Raw genomic sequence first — 23,282 nt, forward strand, 5'->3', positions numbered from 1 at the left:
AGGCCACGCAATCACCCTGCGATGCATACCTGTGTCGCAACGCACCCGGTCTTGCGGATGTGATTTGAGCTGCGTTTTCGGCTCAGGCGCTCCAGTCGTGCACATGCACATCCCGGCCCGAATGCCCTTTCAGGATCTCGATCGCGAGCTTTTTCTTTTCTTCGGTCGGAACCCGCACCCAGAGAAGGATGCCGCCGTTCTCGATCTGATGAGCGTAATAATCCTTGTGATGTTTTCCCACTCGGCGCGCGAGCAAAGCCCCTACGACAGCCGCCGGGCTCCCGCCGATCGCAATCGCGGCGATGGATGCGGCCAAGGTGCTCAAAGGCGTCAGAAGGGCCGCCATCGCGATGTAGGAGCCCACGAAAAAGAACCCGCCAACAATCGCCCCTTCCAATTCACCGATCGCCTCTTCCGAGACGAAGGCCGCACGCGGCGCTTTCGGGTCGTCTTCAAGATCGGGCGCACGCCAATAGGCCTTGCCCAGTTTCGATTTCAGCGCGTGTTCCGATCCAAGAAGGCTGATATCGTAGCGGCTGAAGCCCACCATGCGCAGATCGTAGAACGCGCCTTGCAGCGCCTCGAAACTGTCGAAAACGCCCACCGCTTCGGGCACGTCGATCAGATTTTCGAGCGCCTCATGCTCTTCCGATGTGTCGTCCATGTCTTCCCTCCCTGACGCGCCCTCTCCTCCCGGCGCATCGCGTGATTATAGCCGATAAAGGCGATTCTGCCTCGTTTCTGCGCGCGTCCGCCGAAAGCCCCAAGACCGGACGCCGATGCGCAAGATCAATTTCGAGCACTCTGTTTGGTGCTAGGTTAGATTTCAGATCACCAGGACAGCCCGGTTTGAACCGCGACGTTCTTCGGTTGGACCGGGCCCGGAGGGGAGGCCTCGTGATGACTGACAGCGAGTTGCGCTTCACCGATCGCGCCGAGGCCGGGCGGATGCTCGGCGAGCGTCTGGCGGGCATGGATCCGGATCGCCCGATCATCTACGGGCTGCCGCGCGGCGGGGTGCCGATCGCGCTGGAGGTGGCCCGCAAGCTCGGGGCGCCGCTCGATCTGGTCTTCGTGCGCAAGATCAGCGCGCCGGGCTCGCCAGAGGTCGCACTGGGCGCGATCGTGGACGGCGCGCACCCGCAAATGGTGATCAACGAAGCGGTGCGACGCCATTCCCATGCCGATGCCGCCTATCTCGAAAGCGAACGCGCCCGCGAGCTGGAGGAACTTGAACGGCGTCGCAAACGCTATTTGGGCGATCACAAGCAGGTCTCGCCCGAAGGCCACACGGCAATCCTCGTCGATGACGGCCTGGCGACGGGGGCCACGATGAAGGCGGCGCTGCTTGGGCTTCGCCAGCAAGGGGCGGCGCAGATCTGGATTGCCGTGCCGGTCGCGCCGGCCTCCGCCATCCCCGAATTCGAAGAAATCGCCGATCGGGTCGTTTGCCTGAACCCGACGAACCGGTTTTACGGCGTCGGCGCTTTTTATGACGATTTTCACCAGCTTTCGGATGAGGAGACGGTCTCGCTTTTGCAGCAAGGCTGGGGAGCGAATGATGATCCTGACCCGACCGAAGCGACCGGCCTGATGTGCCGCGCTGTAGTGATCCCACCGCATGCGCTGGAAGGCGATTTGACGGTGCCAGCCGACCCGAAAGGGCTCGTGATCTTTGCCCATGGGAGCGGGTCCAGCCGTCTCAGTCCGCGCAATCGCGCCGTGGCCGAAACCCTCAATGCGCGCGGCTTCGCGACGCTGCTATTCGATCTGCTGACACCGGAGGAAGCGGCGGACCGGCGCAACGTCTTCGATATTCCACTCCTTGCCGAGCGGATCACCGAAACGGTGCTCTATGTCAGCGGCGAGCCCGATATCGAAGATCTGCCGGTCGGGCTCTTTGGCGCGAGCACGGGAGCCGGGGCCGCCCTCGTCGCGGCGGCCGGACTGGGAGAGCGGATCGCGGCCGTGGTCTCGCGCGGAGGACGCCCTGACCTTGCCGGAGCGCATCTGGGCGCGGTCACGGCGCCAAGCCTTCTGATCGTGGGCGGTGATGACGGGCAGGTGCTCGCGCTGAACCGTTCGGCGCTGGCCGATCTGACCTGCGAGAAGGCGCTTCGGATCGTGCCCGGCGCGACGCATCTCTTCGAAGAACCGGGTACGCTCGAGATGGTCTGCGCGATGGCGGGCGACTGGTTCGTGCAGCATTTGACCCTACCTGCCACGGCGGTTCACCCGCAGATCGAGGATCATCTGACCACGCCCGAGGAGATCGCCACCGCGCTGCGCCAAGCCATCCACCCCTTGCCCGAGATCGACGACCCCGCGTTCGCCGAAGCCTTCGACCGTTACGCCGATGCGCGGGTCGTCCTGCTGGGCGAGGCTTCGCATGGCACCTCGGAATTCTACCGCGCGCGGGCCGCGATCACACGGCGACTGATTGAAAAGCACGGTTTCACCCATGTCTGCGTCGAGGCCGACTGGCCCGATGCCGCCGCGATCGACCGGCACATCCGGAACCTGCCGCCACGGACAGGTCGGGACGATCCCTTCACGCGGTTTCCAACCTGGATGTGGCGCAATCGCGAGGTCGATGACTTCATCGACAGTTTGCGCGCCCTCAATGCGCAGCGCACGCCCGATCGGCAGGTGCGGTTCGCGGGGCTCGATCTCTACAGCCTGTCAGCCTCGATCTCTGCAGTGCTCGATTATCTCGACGGCATCGACCCGGAGGCCGCGAAGGAAGCACGTCAACGTTACGCCTGTTTCGACCCCTGGTCGCACCAGCTCGCCGCTTACGGTCGCGCCTCGCTCAGTCACGGCTACGCGCTTTGCGAAGATCCGGTCACACGCACCTTGCTCGACCTGCTGGAAGGCGAGCTGGATTACTCCGCCCGCGATGGCGACGACTTCTTCGACGCGGTGCAAAACGCCCGGCTCGTCGCGAATGCCGAGCGCTATTACCGCGTGATGTATTACGCCTCGCACGAGACGTGGAATCTGCGCGACCGGCATATGTTCGAAACGCTCGAACGCATCCTCGAACGCGGCGGCCCCGATGCCAAGGCGGTCGTCTGGGCGCATAACTCTCATATCGGGGATGCGCGCTTTACCGATATGGGCCGCACGCGCAACGAGTGGAATATCGGCCAGCTTTGCCGCGAGGCTTACGGCGCAGAGGCCGCGCTGATCGGGTTCGGCACGCATACGGGAACAGTCGCGGCCGCGTCGGAATGGGATGCGCCGATGGAGGTGAAATCGGTGCGCCCCTCGCGCCCCGACAGCTACGAGGCGCTGTGCCACGCGACGGGCGAGGCCCGGTTCCTGCTCGACCTCGGCAAGACCCTGCCCGCTGCCTTGCAACGCGCGCTTTCCGAGCCACGGCTCGAACGCTATATCGGCGTGATCTACCGCCCCGAAACCGAGCGCTGGAGCCATTACTCCCACGCCACGTTGCCCGATCAGTATGACGGCTTCGTCTGGTTCGACGAGACGAAAGCGGTAACCGCCGCTCCCGCGCCGTTTCGCGACGGGGAAGACGATACCTTTCCCTTCGGCCTCTGATCCCCGGCAATGGCTTGTCGCGCGCCGCTCCCAGAGACGGGCCGTATCTCAGACAGCGCGAAATTGGGCGAGAAGCATTTCGGCGAGGCTCGGCGGGAGCACCTCCCCCGATCCAGAACGAACCGGGCCACCCGCAGGCGGCCCGGTCTCTTGGTCACTGATCGCCGGAACGGATCTCAGATATTGCCCTTCGACATCTCGTCGGCGATGAAATCCGCCTGACGGATCGCCAGCGCCACGATGGTCAGCGTCGGGTTCTCCGCCGCGCCGGTGGTGAATTGCGAGCCGTCCGAGATGAACAGGTTGGGCACGTCATGGGCCTGCCCGTGCTTGTTCACCACCCCGTCGCGCGGCTTTTCCGACATCCGGTTGGTGCCGAGATTATGCGTCGACGGATAGGGCGGCGTCGGGAAGGTCCGGGTCGCCCCCACCGCGTCATAGATCGCGGCCCCGCGTGCATAGGCGTGATCGCGCATCGCCCGGTCGTTCGGGTGATCGGTGTAGTTCACATTCGCGACCGGCAGACCATAGGCATCGGTGACCTCGTGGTTGAGGGTGATGCGGTTGGTTTCCTGCGGCATGTCCTCGCCCACGATCCACATCCCGGCCATGTTCTCGTAGCTGTCGAGCGCCGAGGTGAATTCGCGCCCCCAGCCGCCGGGATCGAGGAAGGCCGCCATGAAGGGCAGGCCGAGGCTGAGCGTTTCCAGCTCGTAGCCGCCGACGAAGCCGCGCGAGGGGTCGTGACGCGCCTCGTCGCGGACGATGCCCGCCATCGTCGTGCCGCGCCACATCTTCACCGGCTTGTCGAACACGCCATAGACCGAGCCCGTGGTGTGGCGCATGTAGTTGCGTCCGACCTGCCCCGAGGAGTTCGCAAGCCCGTCCGGGAACATCGCCGAATGGGAGTTCAGCAGCACGCGCGGGCTCTCGATCGAGTTGCCCGCAAGGCAGACGATCTTCGCCTTCTGCATCTGCAGATTGCCGTCCTTGTCGAAATACTCGACCCCCGAGGCCATGCCCTTGTCGTCATGCAGGATGCGCGCGACATGGCAGTGGTCACGCACCTCCAGATTGCCGGTCGCCTCGCCGCGCGGGATATCCGTGTAGGCCGAGGACCACTTAGCCCCCCACTTGCAGCCCTGGAAACAGAAGCCCGTCTGCTGGCACGACATCCGGCCGTCATATTCGATCGAGTTGATCGCCATATGGCCGGTATTCACGTCCTGATAGCCAAGCGCCTTCGCGCCTTTCTCAAGCACCTTGAAGTTGTTGTTGCCCGGCAGGCCCGGACGGTCGCCGGTGCGCGTCACGCCCAGCTTGGCCTCGGCCTTGTCGTAATAGGGCGCAAGCTCGGCCGGGTCGATCGGCCAGTCGAGCAGGTTTGCCCCGTCGACATTGCCGTAATGGGTCTTCGTCTTGAACTCGTGGTCCTGAAACCGCAGGCTTGCGCCGGCCCAGTGGATCGAGGTGCCGCCGACCGCTTTCACGATCCATGCGGGCAGGCCCGAGAAGTCCTTCGCCACACGCCAGTCGCCGCTCGTGGTGCGCGGCTCGGTCCAGGCGAGCTGGCCGAAGCTGTCCCACTCGTCGTTGATGTAGTCGTCGGGCAGATAGCGACCGCCCGCCTCGAGTGCGACCACCTTGACGCCCTTTTGCGCCAACTCGTTCGCAAGCACCCCGCCGCCGGCGCCGGTGCCGATGATGACGACGACGCTGTCGTCGCTCAGATCAAATTTCGCAACCATGTCCGCCTCCCTTACAGCCAGTCGATGTCGTCAAAACCGCGGTTGATGTAGCCGCCCTTGGAATAGGACTCGCCCTCGTAGCCGAAGATCGGCCAGACCGCTTTCTGGTTGTAGAGACCGGTCACGAGACCGCCGCGGATCTTCTGGAAGAAGGGGCTCTCCTCCATGCCCCTCAGAAGGTCCACGCGGTCGCGCTCCCATCCCGTTTCGAGGTAATTCGCGAAGCCCTTGCCGCGCGCCGCCGCATCGAGCGCCGCGATCCCCGCCTCGATCTCGGGCGCCGCATCCGCGGTGTCGTAACCCTTGACCGCGAGCACGTAATACTGGTCGTCGATCTTGTCGTGCGGATAGATGTCGCGCGCCATCTGCACCAGCGTCGCGAATGTCGTCGGCTTGAGCGCCGAGAGCTCGGTTGCCCAGGCCGCGTCGCGCGCCGCCATGAACCCCGACCCCACGACGAAGCTTGCCCCCGCCGCGGTCGCCCGCGCCAAAAGCTGCCGTCGGGTGAGCCCTTTCGAGCCTACCTTGGTTGCCATTGTCGTCTCCTCCCTGATGTCTCCCTTAGGAAAATCTCACTTGAAGCGGCCGCCGCGCTGGATCACCTCGATCTGATATCCGTCCGGATCGGCCACGAAAAAGAACTTCGCGACGACCTCCCCTGCCGGCGCGAATTCCACGAGTTTGCGGGGCGCGAGCCCCTCGGCTTCAAAGCGTTTGTGTTCGGCTTCGAGGTCCTCGACCACGACGGCGATATGGCCATAGCCATCGCCAAGGTCGTAAGGCTCGGTGCGCCCCTTGTTGATCGTCAGTTCGAGCTCGAAGGGGCTTTCGGGATTGCTCATGTAGACGAGCGTGAAATCGGGAAAGTCGAGCCGATCAGCGACTTTCAGGCCGAAGGCCTTGTCGTAGAATGCGACAGAACGGTCCTCGTCGAGGACGCGGATCATGGAATGGACGGTTTTTGCCACCGGTTGCTCCCGCTGCTTGGTCTTGCTTACCTAGAAAGCGTAGCAGCGGGCCGCGGCGGGCCGGGTAGTAGGTCTATACTACCCGTGAAGTTTTTCAGTTTTCGTGATCGCGCTTATTCAGCCGCGACGGCGAGCGGTGCGCGATCGTTGGAAATTTCCATGAATTTCAGGCAGGCGCAGCGCAGCAGCGAGGTGAAATTCGACGGCTCCCCGCGCAGTTCCAGCACCTCGGCATGCAGCGTCGAGATGAAAGTGGGTGTCGAGACGCCATCGCGGGCCGCGATTTCGTCGAGAATATCCCAGAACGCATTTTCGAGCCGGATGCTTGTGCTCTGGCCATTGAGCCGCAGACGGCGGGTTTCACTGGAATAGCGCTCCGGGTCCTGACCGGCGAACACATGGCACATATCGTATCTCCTCCCTTAGATCCGATTGCCTGGGTGAGCCGAAGCTCGCCCGGGCCAAAAGGATATTGCCAATTGGGAGCAGGTCAATCTCGTTGTGTGACGAGCGGCGGTTCCGGGCGCGCTCGAGGCTGGCGACACGGACCGTCGCCGCCAGCCAGGACATCACCTCCCATGCCCGCGCCTCGCTTGCCATTCGCCCGGACATGGCGCAGCTTCGCCGCAGAACATGAGAGCTGAACACCCCACCGTTTGCTGGAGCGCGGTATGAGCACGCTGATCACGATCACCCACGAGGATTGCCTTGGGCATGACACGGGCCCCTATCATCGCGAACGCCCCGCCCGGCTCGAAACCGTCCGAGCGGTGATCGACCGGATGGGACTGCCCATCGTGGAGGCCCTCGAAGCAAGCGAAGCGGATCTGCTGCTGGGCCATGATCCGCGCTATCTCGCAGCGCTCGAGGAGGTCTTCGCGCGTGAGGCCCATTTCGATCTTGATGAAGACACCCATGTCTCGCCCGGGTCGCGCCGCGCAGCGCTGCTCGGTGCCGGGGGTGCGTTGCAGGGCGTCGATCTGGTGCTTTCCGGCGACACGACCCGCGCCTTCGTCGCGACCCGCCCGCCCGGTCATCATGCGACGCGTACCCGCGCGATGGGGTTTTGCATCTACGGCAACGCGGCGCTCGCGGCACGTCATGCGCTTGAACGTCACGGGTTGTCGCGCGTCGCGGTGCTGGATTTCGACGTCCATCACGGCAATGGCACGCAAGACATCTTGTGGGACGAGCAACGCACCTTTTTCGTCTCGTCACATCAGGAGCCCGAGACGCTCTGGCCAGGTACGGGCGAGGCGTCGGAGACCGGCGCGCATGACAATGTGCTCAACCTTCCGCTCGCGAGCGGAACCGGAACACAGGAGATGCGTGCGGCCTGGGAAAGCGCGCTTGCGCGGCTCGACGCCTTCGCGCCCGAGCTGATCATCCTCTCGGCCGGTTTCGATGCCCATCGCGACGACGACATTTCGGGGCTGCTATGGACCGGCGCGGATTACACTTGGCTGACCGAGGCCATCTGTGCCGTCGCCGCGCGGCATTGCGACGGACGCATCGTCTCCTGTCTGGAAGGCGGCTATCACCTGCCCGCGCTTGCCGAAGGCGTCGAAGCCCATCTCGGGGCCTTGGCGGGCTGAGACCTCAGCGGCCGGGAGCCATCGCAACCTCGCGGCGCATCTGGGCAAGGTCGCGCCCGGGCGGGGCGCCGAACATCCGGCGATATTCGCGGCTGAATTGCGAAGGGCTGTCATAGCCGATGGCAAAGCCGATCCGGGCCACGTCGCGGCCTTCCGACAGCAGGAGCCGTCGCGCCTCCTGCAAGCGCAGGCTTTTTTGATACTGCACCGGGGTCATGCCCGTCGCCGCCTTGAAATGGCGATGGAAGGTCGCCGCGCTCATCCCGGCAAGCGCGGCCAGATGCGCGATGCTGAGCGTCTGCGCGAAATTCTCACGTATCCAGCCGATCGCCTGCCCGATCTGCGCAAGCCGATTTCCGGCAAGGCCCACCTGGCGCAGCGCCGCCCCTTGCGGCCCGTTCAGGAGCCGCCAGACGATCTCGCGATGCAGCATCGGCGCGAGAACAGGGATGTCTGCCGGCGCGTCAGCCAGTGCCAGCAGCCGCGCAAGCGGATCCAGCAAGCCTTCGTCCATCTCGTGGACGGCGAGTGCGGGCGGCGTGCGCCCCTCCCCGGCATCCTCGCCGCGCGCGCCGATCAGCATCTCGGCCACGAGCGTCGTGTCGAGATTGAGCGCGAAGGCAAGATAGGGCGCGGAAGGGCTGGCCTCGACCACCTCGGCGCGGATCGGCACCTCAAGTGAGGTGATCAGGCATTTCCCGGCGTCATAGCAAAAAGCGTGGGCCCCCAGCCTGCTGACCTTCGCCCCGCGTAGAACGACGCAAAGCGAGGGTTTGTAGACGCCATGAAATGGCCCGCTCGGGGTGGTCCGCCGAGTGAGCGTCAGCCCGTCGATGGGCAATTGTTTTCCGTGACTGTTCCAGAGCCGCTCGGCGCACTCGGTCAGCTTGTCCAAACCTGCTTTTTCCATACCATCGACCCTACGCCCCTGCCCCGGCAATCCAAAGCGCCAAGAGCGATGGATGACAGGATCGTGCAATCATTCGAGAGGATCGCTCTCGCCCTCATCCCGCGCCTGCCCCACTTTGGAGGCATCGGGCCGGCACTGCCGCGCCCTTCCAACCAGAAAGGACAGACCCATGCGTTACAAACCTCTCGGCCCGAGCGGCCTTCTGGTCTCTGAACTCTGCCTTGGGACGATGACCTTCGGCGGCACCGAGGGCATGTGGGGCCATATCGGCCAGCTGCGTCAGGACGATGCCGACGGGCTGTTGAAGACGGCGCTCGACGCGGGCATCAACTTCATCGACACCGCGAATATCTACGCGGGCGGCGAGAGCGAGCGCATTCTCGGGCAAAGCCTGCGCAATCTCGGCGTGGCGCGCGACGAGGTGGTGATCGCGACGAAGGTGCTCGGGCCCATGGGCGAAGGCGTCAATCAGCGCGGCGCCTCACGCTATCACATCATGGAGCAGTGCAAGGCGAGCCTCTCGCGGTTGCAGCTCGATCATATCGACCTCTACCAGATCCACGGCTTCGACCCGATGACGCCGATCACCGAGACGCTCGAAGCCCTGAATACGCTCGTTCAGCATGGCCATATCCGCTATGTCGGACTGTCGAACTGGGCGGCGTGGCAGGTGATGAAGGCGGTCGGAATTACCGAGGCGCGCAAGCTCGCCCCGATCCTGTCGCTGCAATCCTACTACACCATTGCCGGTCGCGATCTCGAGCGCGAGATCGTGCCGATGCTGCGCGACACCGGGATCGGGCTGATGGTCTGGAGCCCGCTCGCAGGCGGCTTGCTCTCGGGCAAGTTTGATCGCGACGGAAAGGGCGCGGATGGTCGTCGGGCGAGCTTCGATTTCCCGCCGGTCGAGAAGGATCGCGCCTTCGACGTGATCGACGCGATGCGACCGATCGCCGAGGCCAGAGGCGTGAGCGTGGCACAGGTGGCGCTTGCCTGGCTGCTGCATCAGGACGTTGTGACCAGCGTGATCGTCGGCGCGAAGCGGGTCGAACAGCTGAGTGACAATATCGGAGCGACAGAGATCACGCTTGAGCCCGAGGAACTGGCAGCCCTCGACAAGGTCAGCGCCCTGCCTGCCGAATATCCCGGCTGGATGTTGGAACGACAGGGCGGCTACCGCGCCCGCTGAGAGACAAGATCTTTCGCACTTTTCCGGGCCGGGACGCAGATGCGCTCGGCCCGGGGCATGCCTCAGGCACCGCGTCATTCATAGGTGCGCTCCGCAAGATCGGTTCCGGTGATCGCCGCCTGGCACAGAGCGAGAAACGCGGCCTCGGCATCCGATTGCTTTCGCTGGGGATTGGTCAGCAGGTAGATATTGACCAACGGCAACTCCGTATAGGGTGGAAGCTGACGCAGCCGCCCACTTTCCACATCGCGCTTGGCGACGTGCAGCGGCAGCGCGCCGATCCCTACCCCGGCCACGATCATCCGACGCAGTTCGTGCAGGTTCGACGACACGCCGCGCCAGCCCGGTGCGAGCTTCGCTCGCGCACGCAGTTGCGCCACCGGAAAGAGCGGCCCCTCTTCGGTTTCGGTCTGGAACGAGACCGACGTTTCGCCCTCGATCTCGGAAAGCTCGATTCGCTCCTGTCCGAACAGCGGATGGCGCGCGCCACAGAACAGACCGAAATATTCGCGATAGAGCACCGAGGCCCGCATGTTCGCCGGAATTTTATGCAAAAGGCAGATGCCGAGGCTCGCGCGGTTCTGCTGGACGCGACTGACGACCTCCTCACTTTCGGCCACGGCGATCGAGAACGTCACCTTGGGATGGGCGACCGCGAAGTCATGCAGCACCGCGTCGTAATGCTCCGAGATCACGTGCGAGGTCGTGGCAATCGAGATGTGGCCACGCAATTCCTCGGCCCCGCTTTGCAGCAAGGAAGGCAGCTGAGACACCGATCCAAAGATCTGAGCGCATTCCTGATAGAGCAGACTCCCGGCGCGTGTCACCTTGAATTCATTCGGCTTTCTGACGATCAGCTCATGGCCCGTCGTATCCTCAAGACGTTTGAGCGCAGCGGAGATTGTCGGTTGCTTGAGCCCGAGGAAATAGGCCGCACGCGAGATGCCCTGCTGCTCCACCACGACCATGAAGGTACGCAGAAGGTTCCAGTCCAAATTCCAGGGGAAGCGCTGTTCGTAGGGCTTGACCATCAATTTCATCTATATTGAAGATTTTGATTATTTATTTGCGCGATATGATGTCGCATGCAAGCGTTTCTTTCGAGGGGGCCAGCAGGCCTTTCCAGAACGGGACGCGCCGGGAACAGGGCGCCCGTTATGCAATCCATCAGGAGAGACACATGACCAACCGCAGAACGCTTCTCAAAACCATGCTCGGCGCAGGCGCACTCGCCGCGACCGGGATCTCGATGCCCTCGCTGGCGCTGGCCGACGAGCTGGAGACCCTCAAGGAAAAAGGCGTCATCCGCATCGCCATGTCGGGCGCCTACCCGCCCTTCAACTTCATCAACGAGCAGAATGAAGTCGTCGGTTTCGACCCGGCCATCGGCGAGGAGATCGCCAAGCGCATGGGCCTCAAGGTCGAGATCATCACCACCGCCTGGGACGGCATCATCGGCGGTCTGCTCGCCAACAAATACGACGCCATCGTCGGCTCGATGTCGATCACGCCCGAGCGCGAGAAGGTCGTTGATTTCGTTGGCCCCTACTACCGCATGAGCCGCGGGATCTTCGTCACCAAGGACAGCAAGATCAAGACGCTCGACGATCTGAAATCCGCGACGCTCGGTGTGACTCTGGGCGAGACCCACGAGCAATGGGCCCGCGATCAGGGCTACAACGTGCGCACCTACAAAGGTCTGCCGGAACTGATGCTCGAACTCGAGAACGGCCGCGTCGATGCGATCGTGAACGACGATATCCCGGTGCTGCTCGCGATCTCGAAGAACGACGCGCCGATCAAGGAACTCGACGTCGATCTGGGCGGCGTGGCCGACCAGGCTGGCATTGCGATCCGCAAGGGCAATCCCGAGCTGAAGAAGGCGATGCAGGACGCGCTCGACGCGATGCAGGCCGACGGCACCTATCTCGAGATCGCCAACAAATGGGTCGGCGGCGACATTCGCTGAGCCTCGGCTGAAACGCCGATACGAACCGCGCCCGCCGTTGAATACGGCGGCGGGTAGCGGGTGACTTTTCTCAAGCAACCGGGACGCGCGAACGCATGGATACGGAACTGATCCTCAAGGTCTATCCCTATTTCCTCGAAGCCGCCGTGGTCACGATCGAGCTGTCGATCCTGACCATCGTGCTCGGGCTGATTTGCGGGGCGCTCGGCGCGACGGCCCGGCTCTCGCGCTTCAAGGCGCTGCGCTTCCTGGGCGCGGCCTATGTCAGCTTCTTTCGCGGCACGCCCGCACTGATCCAGCTTTTCCTGCTCTATTTCGGCGGTCCTCAGATCGGCATCCAGCTCGACGCGTTCGAGGCCGGCGTGATCGGGCTCGGCGTCAATATCGGCGCCTATATGACCGAGACGATGCGCGGCGCGATCATCGCCATCGACAAGGGCCAGGGCGAAGCGGCCCGCACGCTGGGCCTGTCGCGGGAGCAAGCCTTCCGCAAGGTGGTCCTGCCGCAGGCGCTGCGCCTGATGATCCGCCCGCTTGGCGTCAACATAAACGCGCAGATCAAGGGCACGGCGCTAGTCTCCGCGATCTCGGTGGTCGAACTGACCTACACTGCGCAGCGCTATATCGGCTCGACCTACAAACCCTTCGAGATGTTCTTCCTCGCCGGTGTCCTCTACCTCGTCATCATCACGATCACGGGCAAGGGCGTGGCCTATCTCGACCGCAAGGTGAGGCTGCCCGCATGAGCTTGATCCTCCCCCAACCCCAAGCGGCACAGGAGTAAGACATGGGACTAGATTTCTCCGTCCTCCCGCCTTTCTACGGCACGCTTGCGCTCGGCGTTCTCTGGACCATCGCGATCACGGCGGCCTCGGCTGTGCTGAGCTTCTTCGGCGGCATCCTTCTGGCGGTGATCGCGCTCTATGCGCCGATGGCCATCCGGTTGCCGTTCCGCTTCGTCGCCTGGCTCTTCATGGGCACGCCGCTGCTGTTGCAGCTCTTCCTGATCTATTTCGGCCTCGTGCAGATCGGGATCGACCTGCCGGCCTTCGTGGCGGGTGTGATCGGGCTGGGCTTCCACTTCGCGGTCTATAACTCCGAGCTGATCCAGACCGCGATGATCGCGGTGGACAAGGGCCAGATGGAAGCGGCACGCACGCTTGGCCTGTCGCGTCGTCAGGCGCTGATCAAGGTGGTGGTGCCGCAGGCGGTGCGCGACGTGATCCCGCCGATCGGCAACAACATGATCGCGCTCCTGAAAGACTCCGCGCTGGTCTCGGTGATCGGGGTGTCGGAACTGACCCTCTCGGCGCAGCGCGCCATCGGCCAGACCTACCGCGCCTTCGAATTCTACGCGGCCGCAGCCGTCCTCTACTACATCATCAATCTCGGCATGGAAGCGGTGCTCCGCTGGTTCGAGAACCGCAACCGCCTCTATCGCTGAACCGGGAGACATCGACATGTCGCAAGCTTTCGTCGAGATCCGCCACGCGCAGAAATCCTACGGCCAACTCGAAGTGCTCAAGGATATCTCGCTTAATGTCGACCGCGGCCAGATCGTCGCGATCATCGGCCCCTCGGGCTCGGGCAAATCCACGCTGCTGCGCGCGATCAACGATCTCGATCCGCTGACGGGTGGCGAGATCTGGCTGGATGGCGTGCAGGTCAACAAGGCCCTGCCGCACCGCCAGTATGAAAAGCACATCAACCAGATGCGCCAGGAAATCGGGATGGTGTTCCAGCACTTCAATCTCTTCCCGCATCTGACCGTGCGCGAGAACGTCACGATGGCGCCGAAGCTTCTCAAGAAGATCTCGGACAAGGAGGCGAATGCGCTGGCCGAGGAGCAGCTCGATCACGTGGGCATGCTGGAGCGGATCGACTATTACCCGGCGCAGCTTTCGGGCGGTCAGAAGCAGCGCGTGGCGATCGCCCGTGCGCTTGCGATGAAGCCCAAGCTGATGCTCTTCGACGAGGCGACCTCGGCGCTCGATCCCGAGCTGGTCGAGGAAGTGAACCTCGTGATGAAGAAGCTCGCACAAGAGCACATGACGATGATCATCGTGACGCACGAGATGGATTTCGCGGCCTCTGTCTGCGACCGCGTGCTGTTCATGGATCAGGGCGTCGTGGTCGAGGAAGGTCCGCCCGAGCAGGTCTTCAAGAACCCGACGCAAGAGCGAACCCGGAATTTCCTGCGCAAACATCTCGAAGGTGCGAAATGAGCGACGAACAGTCCCATCTGTTCTACCAATCCCGTCAGCCCCGTCCGTTCCTGGATCATGGCGAGGGGATCTATCTCTACGACGAATCCGGCAAACGCTATATCGACGGATCGTCGGGCGCGATGGTGTCCAATATCGGCCATTCCAATCCGCGTGTGCTCGCCAAGATGAAAGCGCAGATGGACAAGGCCACCTTCGGCTACCGCCTGCATTTCCGCACGCGGCCTTCCGAGGATCTGGCCGCCAAGGTGGCCTCGCTGATGCCCGAGGGGCTCGATCGGGTGTTCTTCGTCTCGGGCGGCTCCGAAGCGGTCGAAACCGCGATGAAGCTCGCACGGCAATATGCGGTCACGCAGGGCCAGTCGAGCCGCTGGAAGGTGATCTCGCGCCTGCCCTCCTATCACGGGGCGACGATGGGCTCGCTTGGCGTGACCGGAAGCCCGCTGTTCACTGGCCCGTTCAAGCCGATGTTCGAAGAGATGCCGAAGATCGCCGCGCCGACCTGCTATCTCGACCGCGACAATCTCACCGAGGAAGAGCGCGGCCTCAAATATGCCGAGAAGCTGCGCGAGCAGATCGAGGCCGAGGGGCCAGATACCGTGCTCGCCTTCCTGATGGAGCCGGTGGGCGGCGCCTCGACCGGCGCGCTTGTCGCACCCGACAGCTACTACACCCGCATCGCCGAGATCTGCCGCGAATACGGCATCCTGCTGATCTTCGACGAGGTGATGACCGGGGCGGGCCGCACCGGCAAGTTCCTCGCCGCCGAGCATTGGGGGATCACCCCCGACATCATCGCCATGTCGAAAGGCTTTGGCGCCGGATACGCGCCGCTGGGCGCAGTGGTCGCGAGGGGCGATATGGTCGAGGCTCTGCTAAACGCGGGCGGCTTCCTGCATGGCTTCACCTATGCGGGCAACCCGCTCGCCTGTGCCGCCGGGCTCGCGGTGCTCGAAGAGATGGAAGATCACGACATCATCGGCAATGCCGCGCGGATGGGCGAGGTTCTCAAGGCCCGCCTGACCGGTCTGATGGATCGCTACCCCTTCATCGGCGATGTGCGCGGGAAGGGTCTGTTGCTGGCCTTCGAGCTGGTCTCGGATCGCGAGACGATGAAGGTGCTGCCGAAGGAGTGGAACGCGCATTCCGAGCTGGTCGAACTGGCTTACGAGCGCGGGCTGATCATCTATGCGCGCCGTACGCGGGGCGGTTACGAGGGCGATCACTTCCTCGTCTGCCCGCCGCTGATCATCACCGAGCCGCAGATCGGCGAGATCATGGAAATCCTGACGGGCGCGCTCGATGCCTTCGCCGCCAAGCACGACCTGCCGGTGATCGAGGAGGTCAGCGCATGAAGCTGCCCGACAAATCCACCACGCTCGAAGAGGCCGTGGCCGCGATCCCGCAAGGGGCGACGGTGCTCGTCGGCGGTTTCGGTGTGCCCGGCACGCCCTTCACGCTCTTGCACGAACTCGCCCGTCAGGGCCAGCGCGATCTGGTGCTGGTGAAGAACGATGCAAACGAGGCGGGCATGGGGATCGACCACCTGATTGCGAGCGGTCAGGTGCGCAAGCTCATCGTCACCCATCTCGGCCTCAACGCCAACGCCATCGCCGCGATGAACGAGGGCAAGATCGAGGTCGAGTTCTGTGCCCAAGGCATCCTGGCCGAGCGCATCCGTGCAGGCGGTGCGGGGCTGGGTGCGATCCTCACCGATATCGGCATCGACACCGAACTGGCCAATGGCAAGCAGGTCGTCGAGATGGACGGCCGTCCGATGCTGGTCGAGCCCGCGCTTCGTGCCGATGTGGCGCTGGTCCACGCGGCCACCGCCGATCCGTTCGGCAATCTCGCCTATGCCGCCACTGCGCGCAATTTCAACCCGCTCATGGCGATGGCCGCGACGCAGGTGATCGCCGAGGCCGAGACGCTTCTGCCGCTCGGCGGGCTGGCCGCCGATGTGGTCGAAACCCCCGGCGCTTTCGTCGATCAGGTCGTGGAACTGACAGAGCTTTCTCAGGAGTATGGCATTGTCCGACGCTAGATCCCGCATGGTGGCCCGTGCCGCGCGCGAGATCGCGCCCGGTATGGTCGTGAACCTTGGCATCGGCCTGCCGACCAAGGTGGTGAACTACCTGCCCGCCGATTTTCCCGTCTGCCTGCATTCCGAAAACGGGCTGACCGGGATCGGCCCGACCCTGCCTTACGACAAGGCGGACCGGAACCTGATCGACGCAGGCGGCGCCTATGTCTCGACGATCCCCGGCTCCGCGTTTTTCGACAGCGCAGTGAGCTTCGCGCTGGTGCGCTCGGGGCGGCTCGATCTGACCCTGCTTGGCGCCTTCGAGGTCGCGCAGAACGGTGATCTGGCGAACTGGAAGATCCCGGGCAAGTTTTCTCCGGGCGCGGGCGGGGCGATCGAGCTGGCGCAAAAGGCGCGTCGCGTCGTGGTGATGACCACGCATTGCGACCGCAAGGGCAACCCGAAACTGCTCGAGGCCTGCACCCTGCCGCTGACTGCGAAGGGCCGCGTCGCGCGGATCTATTCCGACATGGCGGTGGTCGATGTGACGCTCGAGGGCTTCGCGCTGATCGAGCTGGCCGAGGGTGTCTCGCTGCCCGAACTGCGCGAGGCCACCGGCGCGCCGATCGCAATCCCCGCTGGCGACATTCCGACATTCTGAGGTGAGACATGGATCAAGAGCTGCAAACCCGCATCCTCTCGGCGGTCGATGACGCGTTCGATGACGAGATCGCTTTTCTGTCCGAACTGACCGCGCACCCCTCCACCCGCGGGCAGGAGCAAAGCGCGCAGGATTTCATGGCCGGGGCGCTGACCGAGCGCGGCTATGAGGTCGACCGCTGGCAGATCGAGGTCGAGAAAATCCGCCACCTGCCGGGCTTCTCGCCGGTGATCGGCGATTACGAGGATGCGGTGAACGTGGTGGGCAGCCATCGCAGCACGAGCCGCAAGGGTCGCTCGATGATCCTCAATGGTCATATCGACGTGGTGCCCGCAGGGCCTTTGGACATGTGGGACCGCCCGCCGTTCGAGCCGCATGTCGATGACGGCTGGCTCTATGGGCGCGGGGCGGGCGACATGAAGGCCGGGCTGGTGTCGAACCTCTTCGCGCTCGACGCATTGCGGTCGCTCGGGCTCGCCCCGGCGGCGGATGTGTTCTTCCAATCGGTCGTCGAGGAGGAATGCACCGGCAACGGCGCGCTGGCCTGCCTTGAACGCGGCTACACCGCCGACGCCGCGCTGATCCCCGAGCCGTTCGAGGAAAAGCTCGTCAGCGCGCAGCTTGGCGTGATCTGGGCGCAGGTGCATCTCAAGGGGCTGCCGACGCATGTTGCCTATGCGGGCTCTGGCGCGAATGCGATCGAGGCGGCGATCCCGCTGATCTCGGCGCTGCATGGGTTGGAGGAGCGTTGGAACGCGCCCGGCTGCCGCCATTCCGAATACGGTCACGCCCATCACCCAATCAACCTCAACATCGGCAAGATCAAGGGTGGCGACTGGGCCAGTTCGGTTCCCGCCTGGTGCGTCTTCGACATGCGGATCGCGATCTATCCCGGCCAGGATATCGAGGCCGCGAAAACCGAGATCGTCGACACGATCATGGAGGCCGCGCGCTCCAATGCCTTCCTGAAGAACTCGCTGCCCGAGATCGTCTGGCACGGCTTCATGGCCGCAGGCTATGCGCTGGCGGACGACCGTTCGGAAACCGCCACGGCCGCCATCGGGTCGCTGGATGCGGCGCATGCGGCGGTCAACGGCTCGGCGCTCGACCGCATGGCGATCACCGCGACCACCGACGCCCGGTTCTTCGGGCTTTATGCCGACACGCCCGCGCTGGTCTACGGGCCGCGCGCCGAGGCGATCCACGGCTTCAACGAGCGCGTCGAGCTGGAAAGCATCCGGCGCATCACCCAATCCACCGCCCTGTTCATCGCGGACTGGTGCGGTCTCGAAACCATCTGAGGTCTCACATGCGCGACGCCGTCATCGTCTCCACCGCCCGCACACCGATCGGCAAGGCCTATCGCGGAGCCTTCAACAATCTCGAAGGCCCCGCGCTGGCGGCGCATGCGGTGCGCGCCGCCGTGGCGCGGGCCGGGCTCGAAGGTGGTGAGATCGAGGAAGTGATCTTCGGCTCGGCGCTCACCCAGGGTTCCACCGGGATCAATGCCGCGCGCCATATCGCGCTGGCCGCCGGGCTTCCCGACACGGTGGCGGGGGTTACGGTCGATCGGCAATGCGCCTCGGGGCTCAATGCGATCGCCTCGGCGGCGCATATGGTGATGGCCGAGGGCGTGGAGGTGGCGCTTGCGGGGGGGCTCGACTCGATTTCGCTGGTGCAGAACGAGCATTGGAACGGCTACCGCTACCGCAGCCCCGTCGTGCCGGAGGCCTATTACATGTCGATGATCGAGACGGCCGAGGTCGTGGCCGAGCGCTACGGCGTGACGCGTGCGATGCAGGACGCCTATGCGCTGCAAAGCCAGAACCGCACGGCGGCGGCGCAAGAGGCGGGGCGCTACGCGGAGGAGATCGTGCCGGTCGAGGCGGTGAAGCTCGTGAAGGACAAGGCCACGGGTGAGACGCGCGAGGAAACGGTGCGGCTGGAGCAAGACGAGTGCAATCGCCCCGGCACGACGCTGGACGGGTTGGAGAGCCTGAAGCCGATTCTCGGCCCCGGGAAATGCGTCACCGCCGGGAATGCCTCGCAGCTCTCCGATGGCGCCTCGGCCTGCGTGATCATGTCGGGAGAGGAAGCGGCGCGCCGCGGGCTCTCGCCGCTGGGCGCGTTCCGGGGCTTCGCGGTGGCGGGCTGTGCGCCCGACGAGATGGGCATCGGCCCGGTCTTCGCAATCCCGCGCCTGCTGGAGCGTGCCGGGCTGAGCATCGACGACATCGACCTGTGGGAAATCAACGAGGCCTTTGCCGCGCAACTTCTCTATTGCCGCGACAAGCTCGGCATCCCGGATGAAAAACTCAACGTCGATGGCGGCGCGATCTCGATCGGGCACCCCTATGGCATGTCGGGCGCGCGCATGGCGGGGCATGTCCTGATCGAGGGCAAGCGGCGCGGCGCGCGCTACGGCGTGGTATCGATGTGCATCGGTGGCGGCCAAGGTGCCGCGGGGCTGTTCGAGATTTTCTGAGCTCAGGCCTGCAGGGCGAAGGCTTTGCAGGCCATGGGTTTCATTGCTGGCATCAAAACGCGCGTCGATCCGCCGATCGGTGATGCCTGTAGGCCGTGTCCTCGGGTTGCGCCGAACGCGTTGATCACCTGAGCAGAAATCCGGCAGCTCGGCCTCGCACTGCACCTCACCTGCACACACCGAGATTTCACGATCCCGCGCGCCTTTCGGACTTCGCTTGCAATTGCACAGCCTGTGGCGTTTCAAGAAGATGCGGCGGTGCAGAAACATCTTGCGAGTGATGATCATGAGCGATGCCGAAAAAACCTACGAGCACAGCGTTCCCTTCTTCTGGCCGATGGCGGCTGCGATGGAGTGGCAGAAGATCGGCCTCGACGCGGTCGAGAAAGGGCTGACCTATCTCGACGAGGCCGCGAAGATCACGACCCCGCCCGAGCCGCAATGGGCCACGAAGAACGAGGTGCTCCTTGATCTCGACACGATGCGGCTGCGCGATTTCGGCGGCACAGGCGGCGGCATCCCGGTTCTGGTCGATGCGCCCTATGCCGGGCATTCCTCGACCATCGCGGATTACGCGAAAGGCCAGAGCCTGATCGAGACGCTGCTGGCTGCCGGGCTGGGGCGCGTTTTGTGCACTGACTGGAAAAGCGCGACGCCCGAGATGCGCGATTTCGACATCGACAAATATCTCGCCGAGATCAATGTCGCGGTCGATGATCTCGGCGGGCGGGTGATGCTGGTGGGGCTGTGTCAGGGGGGCTGGATGTCGGCGATGTATGCCGCGCGCTTCCCCGAGAAAGTCGCGGGGCTCGTGCTGGCGGGCTCGCCCATCGACACCGATGCCGGGCACGGACCGATCCGCAAGCTCGCCCATCAGATGCCGCTTTCGGCCTATCGGGAGATGGTCGAGGCTGGCGAGGGCCGGATGCCGGGGCGCTTCATGCTCACCGGCTGGAAGAACATGCATGCCGATCAGCAGTATTTCGGCAAGTTCGTCGATCTCTACGAGCATATCGACGACCGCAATTTCATGAAGCGCACCGAGCGGTTCGAGAGCTGGTATGAAAACCCGATCGACCTGCCGGGACGCTATTACCTGCAGGCGATCGAGCTGCTGTTCAAACGAAACCTGTTTGCCAAGGGTAAGTTCGTGGGCCTCGGGCAAAAGCTCGATCTGGGTGCGATCACCTGCCCCGCCTTCCTGCTCGCGGGCAAGGCGGATGACATCACGACGCGCGAACAGGTCTTCGCCGCCGAGACGCTGCTGGGCACGCCGCGCGGCGAGATCACCTCGCGCCTGGTCGAGGGCGGCCATATCGGCCTCTTCATGGGCAGCCACACCCTTTCGACAGTCTGGCCGGAAATCGGCCAGTGGCTCGGGGCGCTCGGGGCCAAATCCGGAGACACGAAAAATGGATCAGACCGTCACTGAGCCGCAAACCCGCAACAACGTGCCGACAACGGACCGCAAGACAGGTCTGAGCGCGGCGGAAGCGGCCCAGCGGCTCGAGCGATACGGTCCCAACGCGCTCCAGAGCGACGAGAAAACCCTGCTGCAACGGATCGCGGGCTATTTCTGGGGGCCGATCCCTTGGCTGATCGAGCTTGCCGCGCTTCTGTCCCTCGTGCTGCGCGACTGGTCCGATTTCGGCGTGATCTTCGTGATGTTGCTGATCAACGCCGCGGTCGGCTTCAAGGAAGAGAGCAAGGCGAGTTCGGCCATCGCGGCGCTCAAGGCGCAGCTCGCGCCCAATGCCCGCGTGAAACGGGACGGGCAATGGCAGGAAATCGCGGCGCGCGATCTTGTCCCCGGCGATATCGTCCGCCTCTCCATCGGCCAGATCATCCCGGCCGATCTGACGCTCTTCGACGGACAATATCTTTCCGTGGACGAGGCCGCGCTGACGGGCGAGTCGCTCCCCGTCGACAAGGCCGTTGGCGACAGCGCCTATTCCGGCTCGGTCGTGAAGCTGGGCGAGATGACCGGCGAAGTTACCGCGACCGGAATGGACACCTATTTCGGGCATACCGCGTCGCTGGTTCAGACCACGACCGGCAAGTCGCATTTCCAGAAAGCCGTGATGCAGATCGGCAATTTCCTGATCGCGGCGGCGCTGGTTCTGGTGGCGATGATCGTGATCGTCTCCTTCCAGCGGCACAATCCGCCGCTCGAGGTGATCCAGTTCGCGCTGATCCTGACGGTGGCGGCGATCCCGGTGGCCTTGCCGACGGTTCTCTCGGTCACGATGGCGGTGGGCGCGGAACGTCTGGCGCGGATGAAGGCGATCGTCTCGCGGCTCGTGTCGATTGAGGAACTGGCCGGGGTGGATGTGCTCTGCTCCGACAAGACCGGAACGCTGACGCTCAACGAGCTGACGGTCGAGGATCCGCGCCCGGCCGAAGGCATCGCGGTCGAGGATTTGCTGCGTGCTGCTGCGCTCGCCTGTGACCGCGATGCCCCCGACGCGATCGATACGGCGGTGCTCGCGGTCGCGGACGAGGTCGCATTGGCAGATGCCGAAACGCTCAGCTTCACCCCGTTCGATCCGATCAGCAAACGGAGCGCGGCAGAGGTTCAGGTCGGCACCGAGCACTGGCAGGTCTCCAAAGGCGCGCCGCAGGTCATCGTGGAACTTTGCGCCGTGGCCGGACCGGTCCGCGAAGCCATTGATAGCCAGGTCGAGGAACTGGCGCAGCAGGGCTATCGCGCACTGGCAGCAGCGAGACAGGTTGCTGGCAAGTCGTGGGAGTTTCTTGGCCTGCTGCCAATCATCGACCCGCCGCGCCCCGATGCGGCCAGCACCATCGCAGAGGCGCGTCAAATGGGGATCGACGTGAAGATCATCACCGGCGACCACGAGGCGATCGCGCGCCAGATCGCCGGCAAGCTCGATCTCGGCCAAAAGATCTATCCCGCGGGCGAATTGCTCGACGGGGACCCGGCGACCGTGGAGGCCAATGTTCGCGCCGCTGACGGCTTCGCGCGTGTTCTGCCCGAACACAAGTTCCGCATCGTCGAGGTGCTTCAGGCCGGACATTCCATCGTCGCGATGACCGGGGACGGGGTGAACGACGCCCCTGCCCTGCGCAAGGCCGATGCAGGCATTGCCGTGAGCGGCGCGACAGATGCCGCCCGCGCCGCCGCCGATCTCGTCCTCACCGACAAGGGACTGTCGATCATCACCACGGCCATCGAGGAGTCGCGTCGGATCTTCGCCCGGATGACGAGCTACGCCACCTTCCGCGTGGCCGAGACGATCCGGGTCCTGCTGTTCATGACGCTCACCATTCTCGTCTTCGATTTCTACCCGGTGACCGCGATCATGATCGTGCTGCTGGCGGTGCTCAACGATTTCCCGATCATGATGATCGCCTATGATAACGTCTCTGTCTCACAGCGCCCGGTGCGATGGGATATGCGCCGCGTGCTGACCGTTGCGGCCGCCCTCGGCGTGACCGGAGTGATCGAGACGTTTTTGCTGTTCTGGTTCGTCGATGCCCATCTCGGCCTGCCCCGCGAGGAGATCCAGACGATCATCTTCCTCAAGCTTCTCGTCTCGGGGCATATGACGCTGTTCGTCACACGCCATCAAAGCTGGTTCTGGCGCAGGCCCTTCCCGGCATTGCGGCTCTTTGCGACCACCGAGGCGACACAGCTCCTGGGCACGCTGATCGCGGTCTATGGGCTTTTCGTGACGCCCATCGGCTGGGGGCCCGCGCTGCTGGTCTGGCTCTATTGTCTCGCATGGCTGCCGCTTGAAGGGGCGATGGCGATCCTGGTGCGCGCGGTCTACGATCGCAAGGTATCGCCCCGGGGAGCCGGCTTGGTGCATTGATTTCTTGCGCCCCATGAAACGTGGTAAAAGCGGATCATGGAGGTCTGTCAGATACAGCGGCATGCTCTTCGACGCGACATCGAAGCACTCGAGCCCGTTTACCGCGAGT

The 23,282-nt window shown here is 64.1% G+C and carries 21 protein-coding genes; 14 read left to right on the forward strand and 7 right to left on the reverse strand.

The window, feature by feature from the left end; genetic code table 11:
• Positions 1 to 82: 82 nt before the first annotated feature.
• Entirely contained in the window at positions 83 to 664 is a 582-nt protein-coding gene (locus TP2_RS16865) for a hypothetical protein (protein ID WP_038079924.1), read from the reverse strand.
• A 236-nt stretch (positions 665 to 900) separates the two neighbouring features.
• On the opposite strand from TP2_RS16865, the gene TP2_RS16870 reads away from it, so the two are divergent.
• Complete coding sequence (locus TP2_RS16870; protein WP_038079926.1) at positions 901 to 3,564, forward strand: erythromycin esterase family protein; 2,664 nt, start codon at positions 901 to 903, stop codon at positions 3,562 to 3,564.
• Positions 3,565 to 3,740: 176 nt separating this feature from the next.
• On the opposite strand, the gene TP2_RS16875 is transcribed toward TP2_RS16870, so the two are convergent.
• The 4 genes from TP2_RS16875 to TP2_RS16890 all read right to left on the reverse strand — a co-directional run bounded on the left by TP2_RS16875 (position 3,741) and on the right by TP2_RS16890 (position 6,687).
• Entirely contained in the window at positions 3,741 to 5,312 is a 1,572-nt protein-coding gene (locus TP2_RS16875) for a GMC family oxidoreductase (RefSeq protein ID WP_038079928.1), read from the reverse strand.
• Positions 5,313 to 5,323: 11 nt separating this feature from the next.
• The gene (locus tag TP2_RS16880) at positions 5,324 to 5,848 is read right to left on the reverse strand and encodes a twin-arginine translocation pathway signal (RefSeq protein ID WP_038079930.1); all 525 of its coding nucleotides are present in this window, start codon (positions 5,846 to 5,848) and stop codon (positions 5,324 to 5,326) included.
• 36 nt (positions 5,849 to 5,884) lie between these two features.
• On the reverse strand, positions 5,885 to 6,280 hold the full coding sequence (locus TP2_RS16885; protein WP_038079932.1) for a VOC family protein: 396 nt from the start codon (positions 6,278 to 6,280) through the stop codon (positions 5,885 to 5,887).
• A gap of 113 nt (positions 6,281 to 6,393) precedes the next feature.
• The gene (locus tag TP2_RS16890; protein ID WP_038079934.1) at positions 6,394 to 6,687 is read right to left on the reverse strand and encodes a ribbon-helix-helix domain-containing protein; all 294 of its coding nucleotides are present in this window, start codon (positions 6,685 to 6,687) and stop codon (positions 6,394 to 6,396) included.
• Positions 6,688 to 6,951: 264 nt separating this feature from the next.
• On the opposite strand from TP2_RS16890, the gene TP2_RS16895 reads away from it, so the two are divergent.
• Positions 6,952 to 7,875 carry a histone deacetylase family protein gene (locus TP2_RS16895; RefSeq protein WP_038079936.1) on the forward strand — a complete coding sequence of 308 codons (924 nt, stop codon included), beginning with the start codon at positions 6,952 to 6,954 and terminating at the stop codon, positions 7,873 to 7,875.
• Between the two features lie 4 nt (positions 7,876 to 7,879).
• Here the strand turns inward: TP2_RS16895 and TP2_RS16900 are convergent, their stop codons facing one another.
• Entirely contained in the window at positions 7,880 to 8,785 is a 906-nt protein-coding gene (locus TP2_RS16900; RefSeq protein ID WP_038079938.1) for an AraC family transcriptional regulator, read from the reverse strand.
• Positions 8,786 to 8,954: 169 nt separating this feature from the next.
• Between TP2_RS16900 and TP2_RS16905 the strand changes: the two genes are divergently transcribed.
• Positions 8,955 to 9,974 carry an aldo/keto reductase gene (locus tag TP2_RS16905; protein ID WP_038079940.1) on the forward strand — a complete coding sequence of 340 codons (1,020 nt, stop codon included), beginning with the start codon at positions 8,955 to 8,957 and terminating at the stop codon, positions 9,972 to 9,974.
• 74 nt (positions 9,975 to 10,048) lie between these two features.
• Here TP2_RS16905 and TP2_RS16910 read toward each other — a convergent pair whose 3' ends face one another.
• Positions 10,049 to 11,005, reverse strand: coding sequence for a LysR family transcriptional regulator (locus TP2_RS16910; protein WP_038079942.1), 957 nt, complete (start codon positions 11,003 to 11,005; stop codon positions 10,049 to 10,051).
• A 149-nt stretch (positions 11,006 to 11,154) separates the two neighbouring features.
• Here TP2_RS16910 and TP2_RS16915 point away from each other — a divergent pair, with 149 nt between their 5' ends.
• The 11 genes from TP2_RS16915 (at position 11,155) to TP2_RS16965 (ending at position 23,173) form a co-directional block, all read left to right on the forward strand.
• On the forward strand, positions 11,155 to 11,943 hold the full coding sequence (locus tag TP2_RS16915; RefSeq protein ID WP_038079944.1) for an ABC transporter substrate-binding protein: 789 nt from the start codon (positions 11,155 to 11,157) through the stop codon (positions 11,941 to 11,943).
• Positions 11,944 to 12,038: 95 nt separating this feature from the next.
• Positions 12,039 to 12,689, forward strand: a complete 651-nt coding sequence (locus TP2_RS16920) for an amino acid ABC transporter permease (protein ID WP_038079945.1) — start codon at positions 12,039 to 12,041, stop codon at positions 12,687 to 12,689.
• Between the two features lie 41 nt (positions 12,690 to 12,730).
• On the forward strand, positions 12,731 to 13,387 hold the full coding sequence (locus tag TP2_RS16925; RefSeq protein WP_038079947.1) for an amino acid ABC transporter permease: 657 nt from the start codon (positions 12,731 to 12,733) through the stop codon (positions 13,385 to 13,387).
• A 16-nt stretch (positions 13,388 to 13,403) separates the two neighbouring features.
• Entirely contained in the window at positions 13,404 to 14,168 is a 765-nt protein-coding gene (locus tag TP2_RS16930) for an amino acid ABC transporter ATP-binding protein (RefSeq protein ID WP_038079949.1), read from the forward strand.
• The gene (locus TP2_RS16935; RefSeq protein ID WP_038079950.1) at positions 14,165 to 15,523 is read left to right on the forward strand and encodes an aminotransferase family protein; all 1,359 of its coding nucleotides are present in this window, start codon (positions 14,165 to 14,167) and stop codon (positions 15,521 to 15,523) included. The genes TP2_RS16930 and TP2_RS16935 overlap by 4 nt, the downstream gene beginning before the upstream one ends.
• Positions 15,520 to 16,212 carry a CoA transferase subunit A gene (locus tag TP2_RS16940; RefSeq protein ID WP_038079952.1) on the forward strand — a complete coding sequence of 231 codons (693 nt, stop codon included), beginning with the start codon at positions 15,520 to 15,522 and terminating at the stop codon, positions 16,210 to 16,212. Before TP2_RS16935 ends, TP2_RS16940 begins: the two co-directional genes overlap by 4 nt.
• Complete coding sequence (locus TP2_RS16945; protein WP_240473784.1) at positions 16,199 to 16,852, forward strand: 3-oxoacid CoA-transferase subunit B; 654 nt, start codon at positions 16,199 to 16,201, stop codon at positions 16,850 to 16,852. The genes TP2_RS16940 and TP2_RS16945 overlap by 14 nt, the downstream gene beginning before the upstream one ends.
• A gap of 8 nt (positions 16,853 to 16,860) precedes the next feature.
• The gene (locus tag TP2_RS16950; RefSeq protein ID WP_038079956.1) at positions 16,861 to 18,153 is read left to right on the forward strand and encodes an ArgE/DapE family deacylase; all 1,293 of its coding nucleotides are present in this window, start codon (positions 16,861 to 16,863) and stop codon (positions 18,151 to 18,153) included.
• 8 nt (positions 18,154 to 18,161) lie between these two features.
• Positions 18,162 to 19,337: an acetyl-CoA C-acyltransferase gene (locus TP2_RS16955; RefSeq protein ID WP_038079959.1), complete on the forward strand. Its 1,176-nt coding sequence runs from the start codon at positions 18,162 to 18,164 to the stop codon at positions 19,335 to 19,337.
• Positions 19,338 to 19,623: 286 nt separating this feature from the next.
• Positions 19,624 to 20,769 (forward strand): alpha/beta fold hydrolase, encoded by a 1,146-nt coding sequence (locus tag TP2_RS16960; RefSeq protein ID WP_038080034.1) that lies wholly within the window; start codon positions 19,624 to 19,626, stop codon positions 20,767 to 20,769.
• Positions 20,750 to 23,173 (forward strand): plasma-membrane proton-efflux P-type ATPase, encoded by a 2,424-nt coding sequence (locus TP2_RS16965; RefSeq protein WP_084714439.1) that lies wholly within the window; start codon positions 20,750 to 20,752, stop codon positions 23,171 to 23,173. Before TP2_RS16960 ends, TP2_RS16965 begins: the two co-directional genes overlap by 20 nt.
• Positions 23,174 to 23,282: the final 109 nt, after the last annotated feature.

Source organism: Thioclava pacifica DSM 10166 (assembly GCF_000714535.1).
In the GTDB taxonomy this organism is placed as follows: domain Bacteria; phylum Pseudomonadota; class Alphaproteobacteria; order Rhodobacterales; family Rhodobacteraceae; genus Thioclava; species Thioclava pacifica.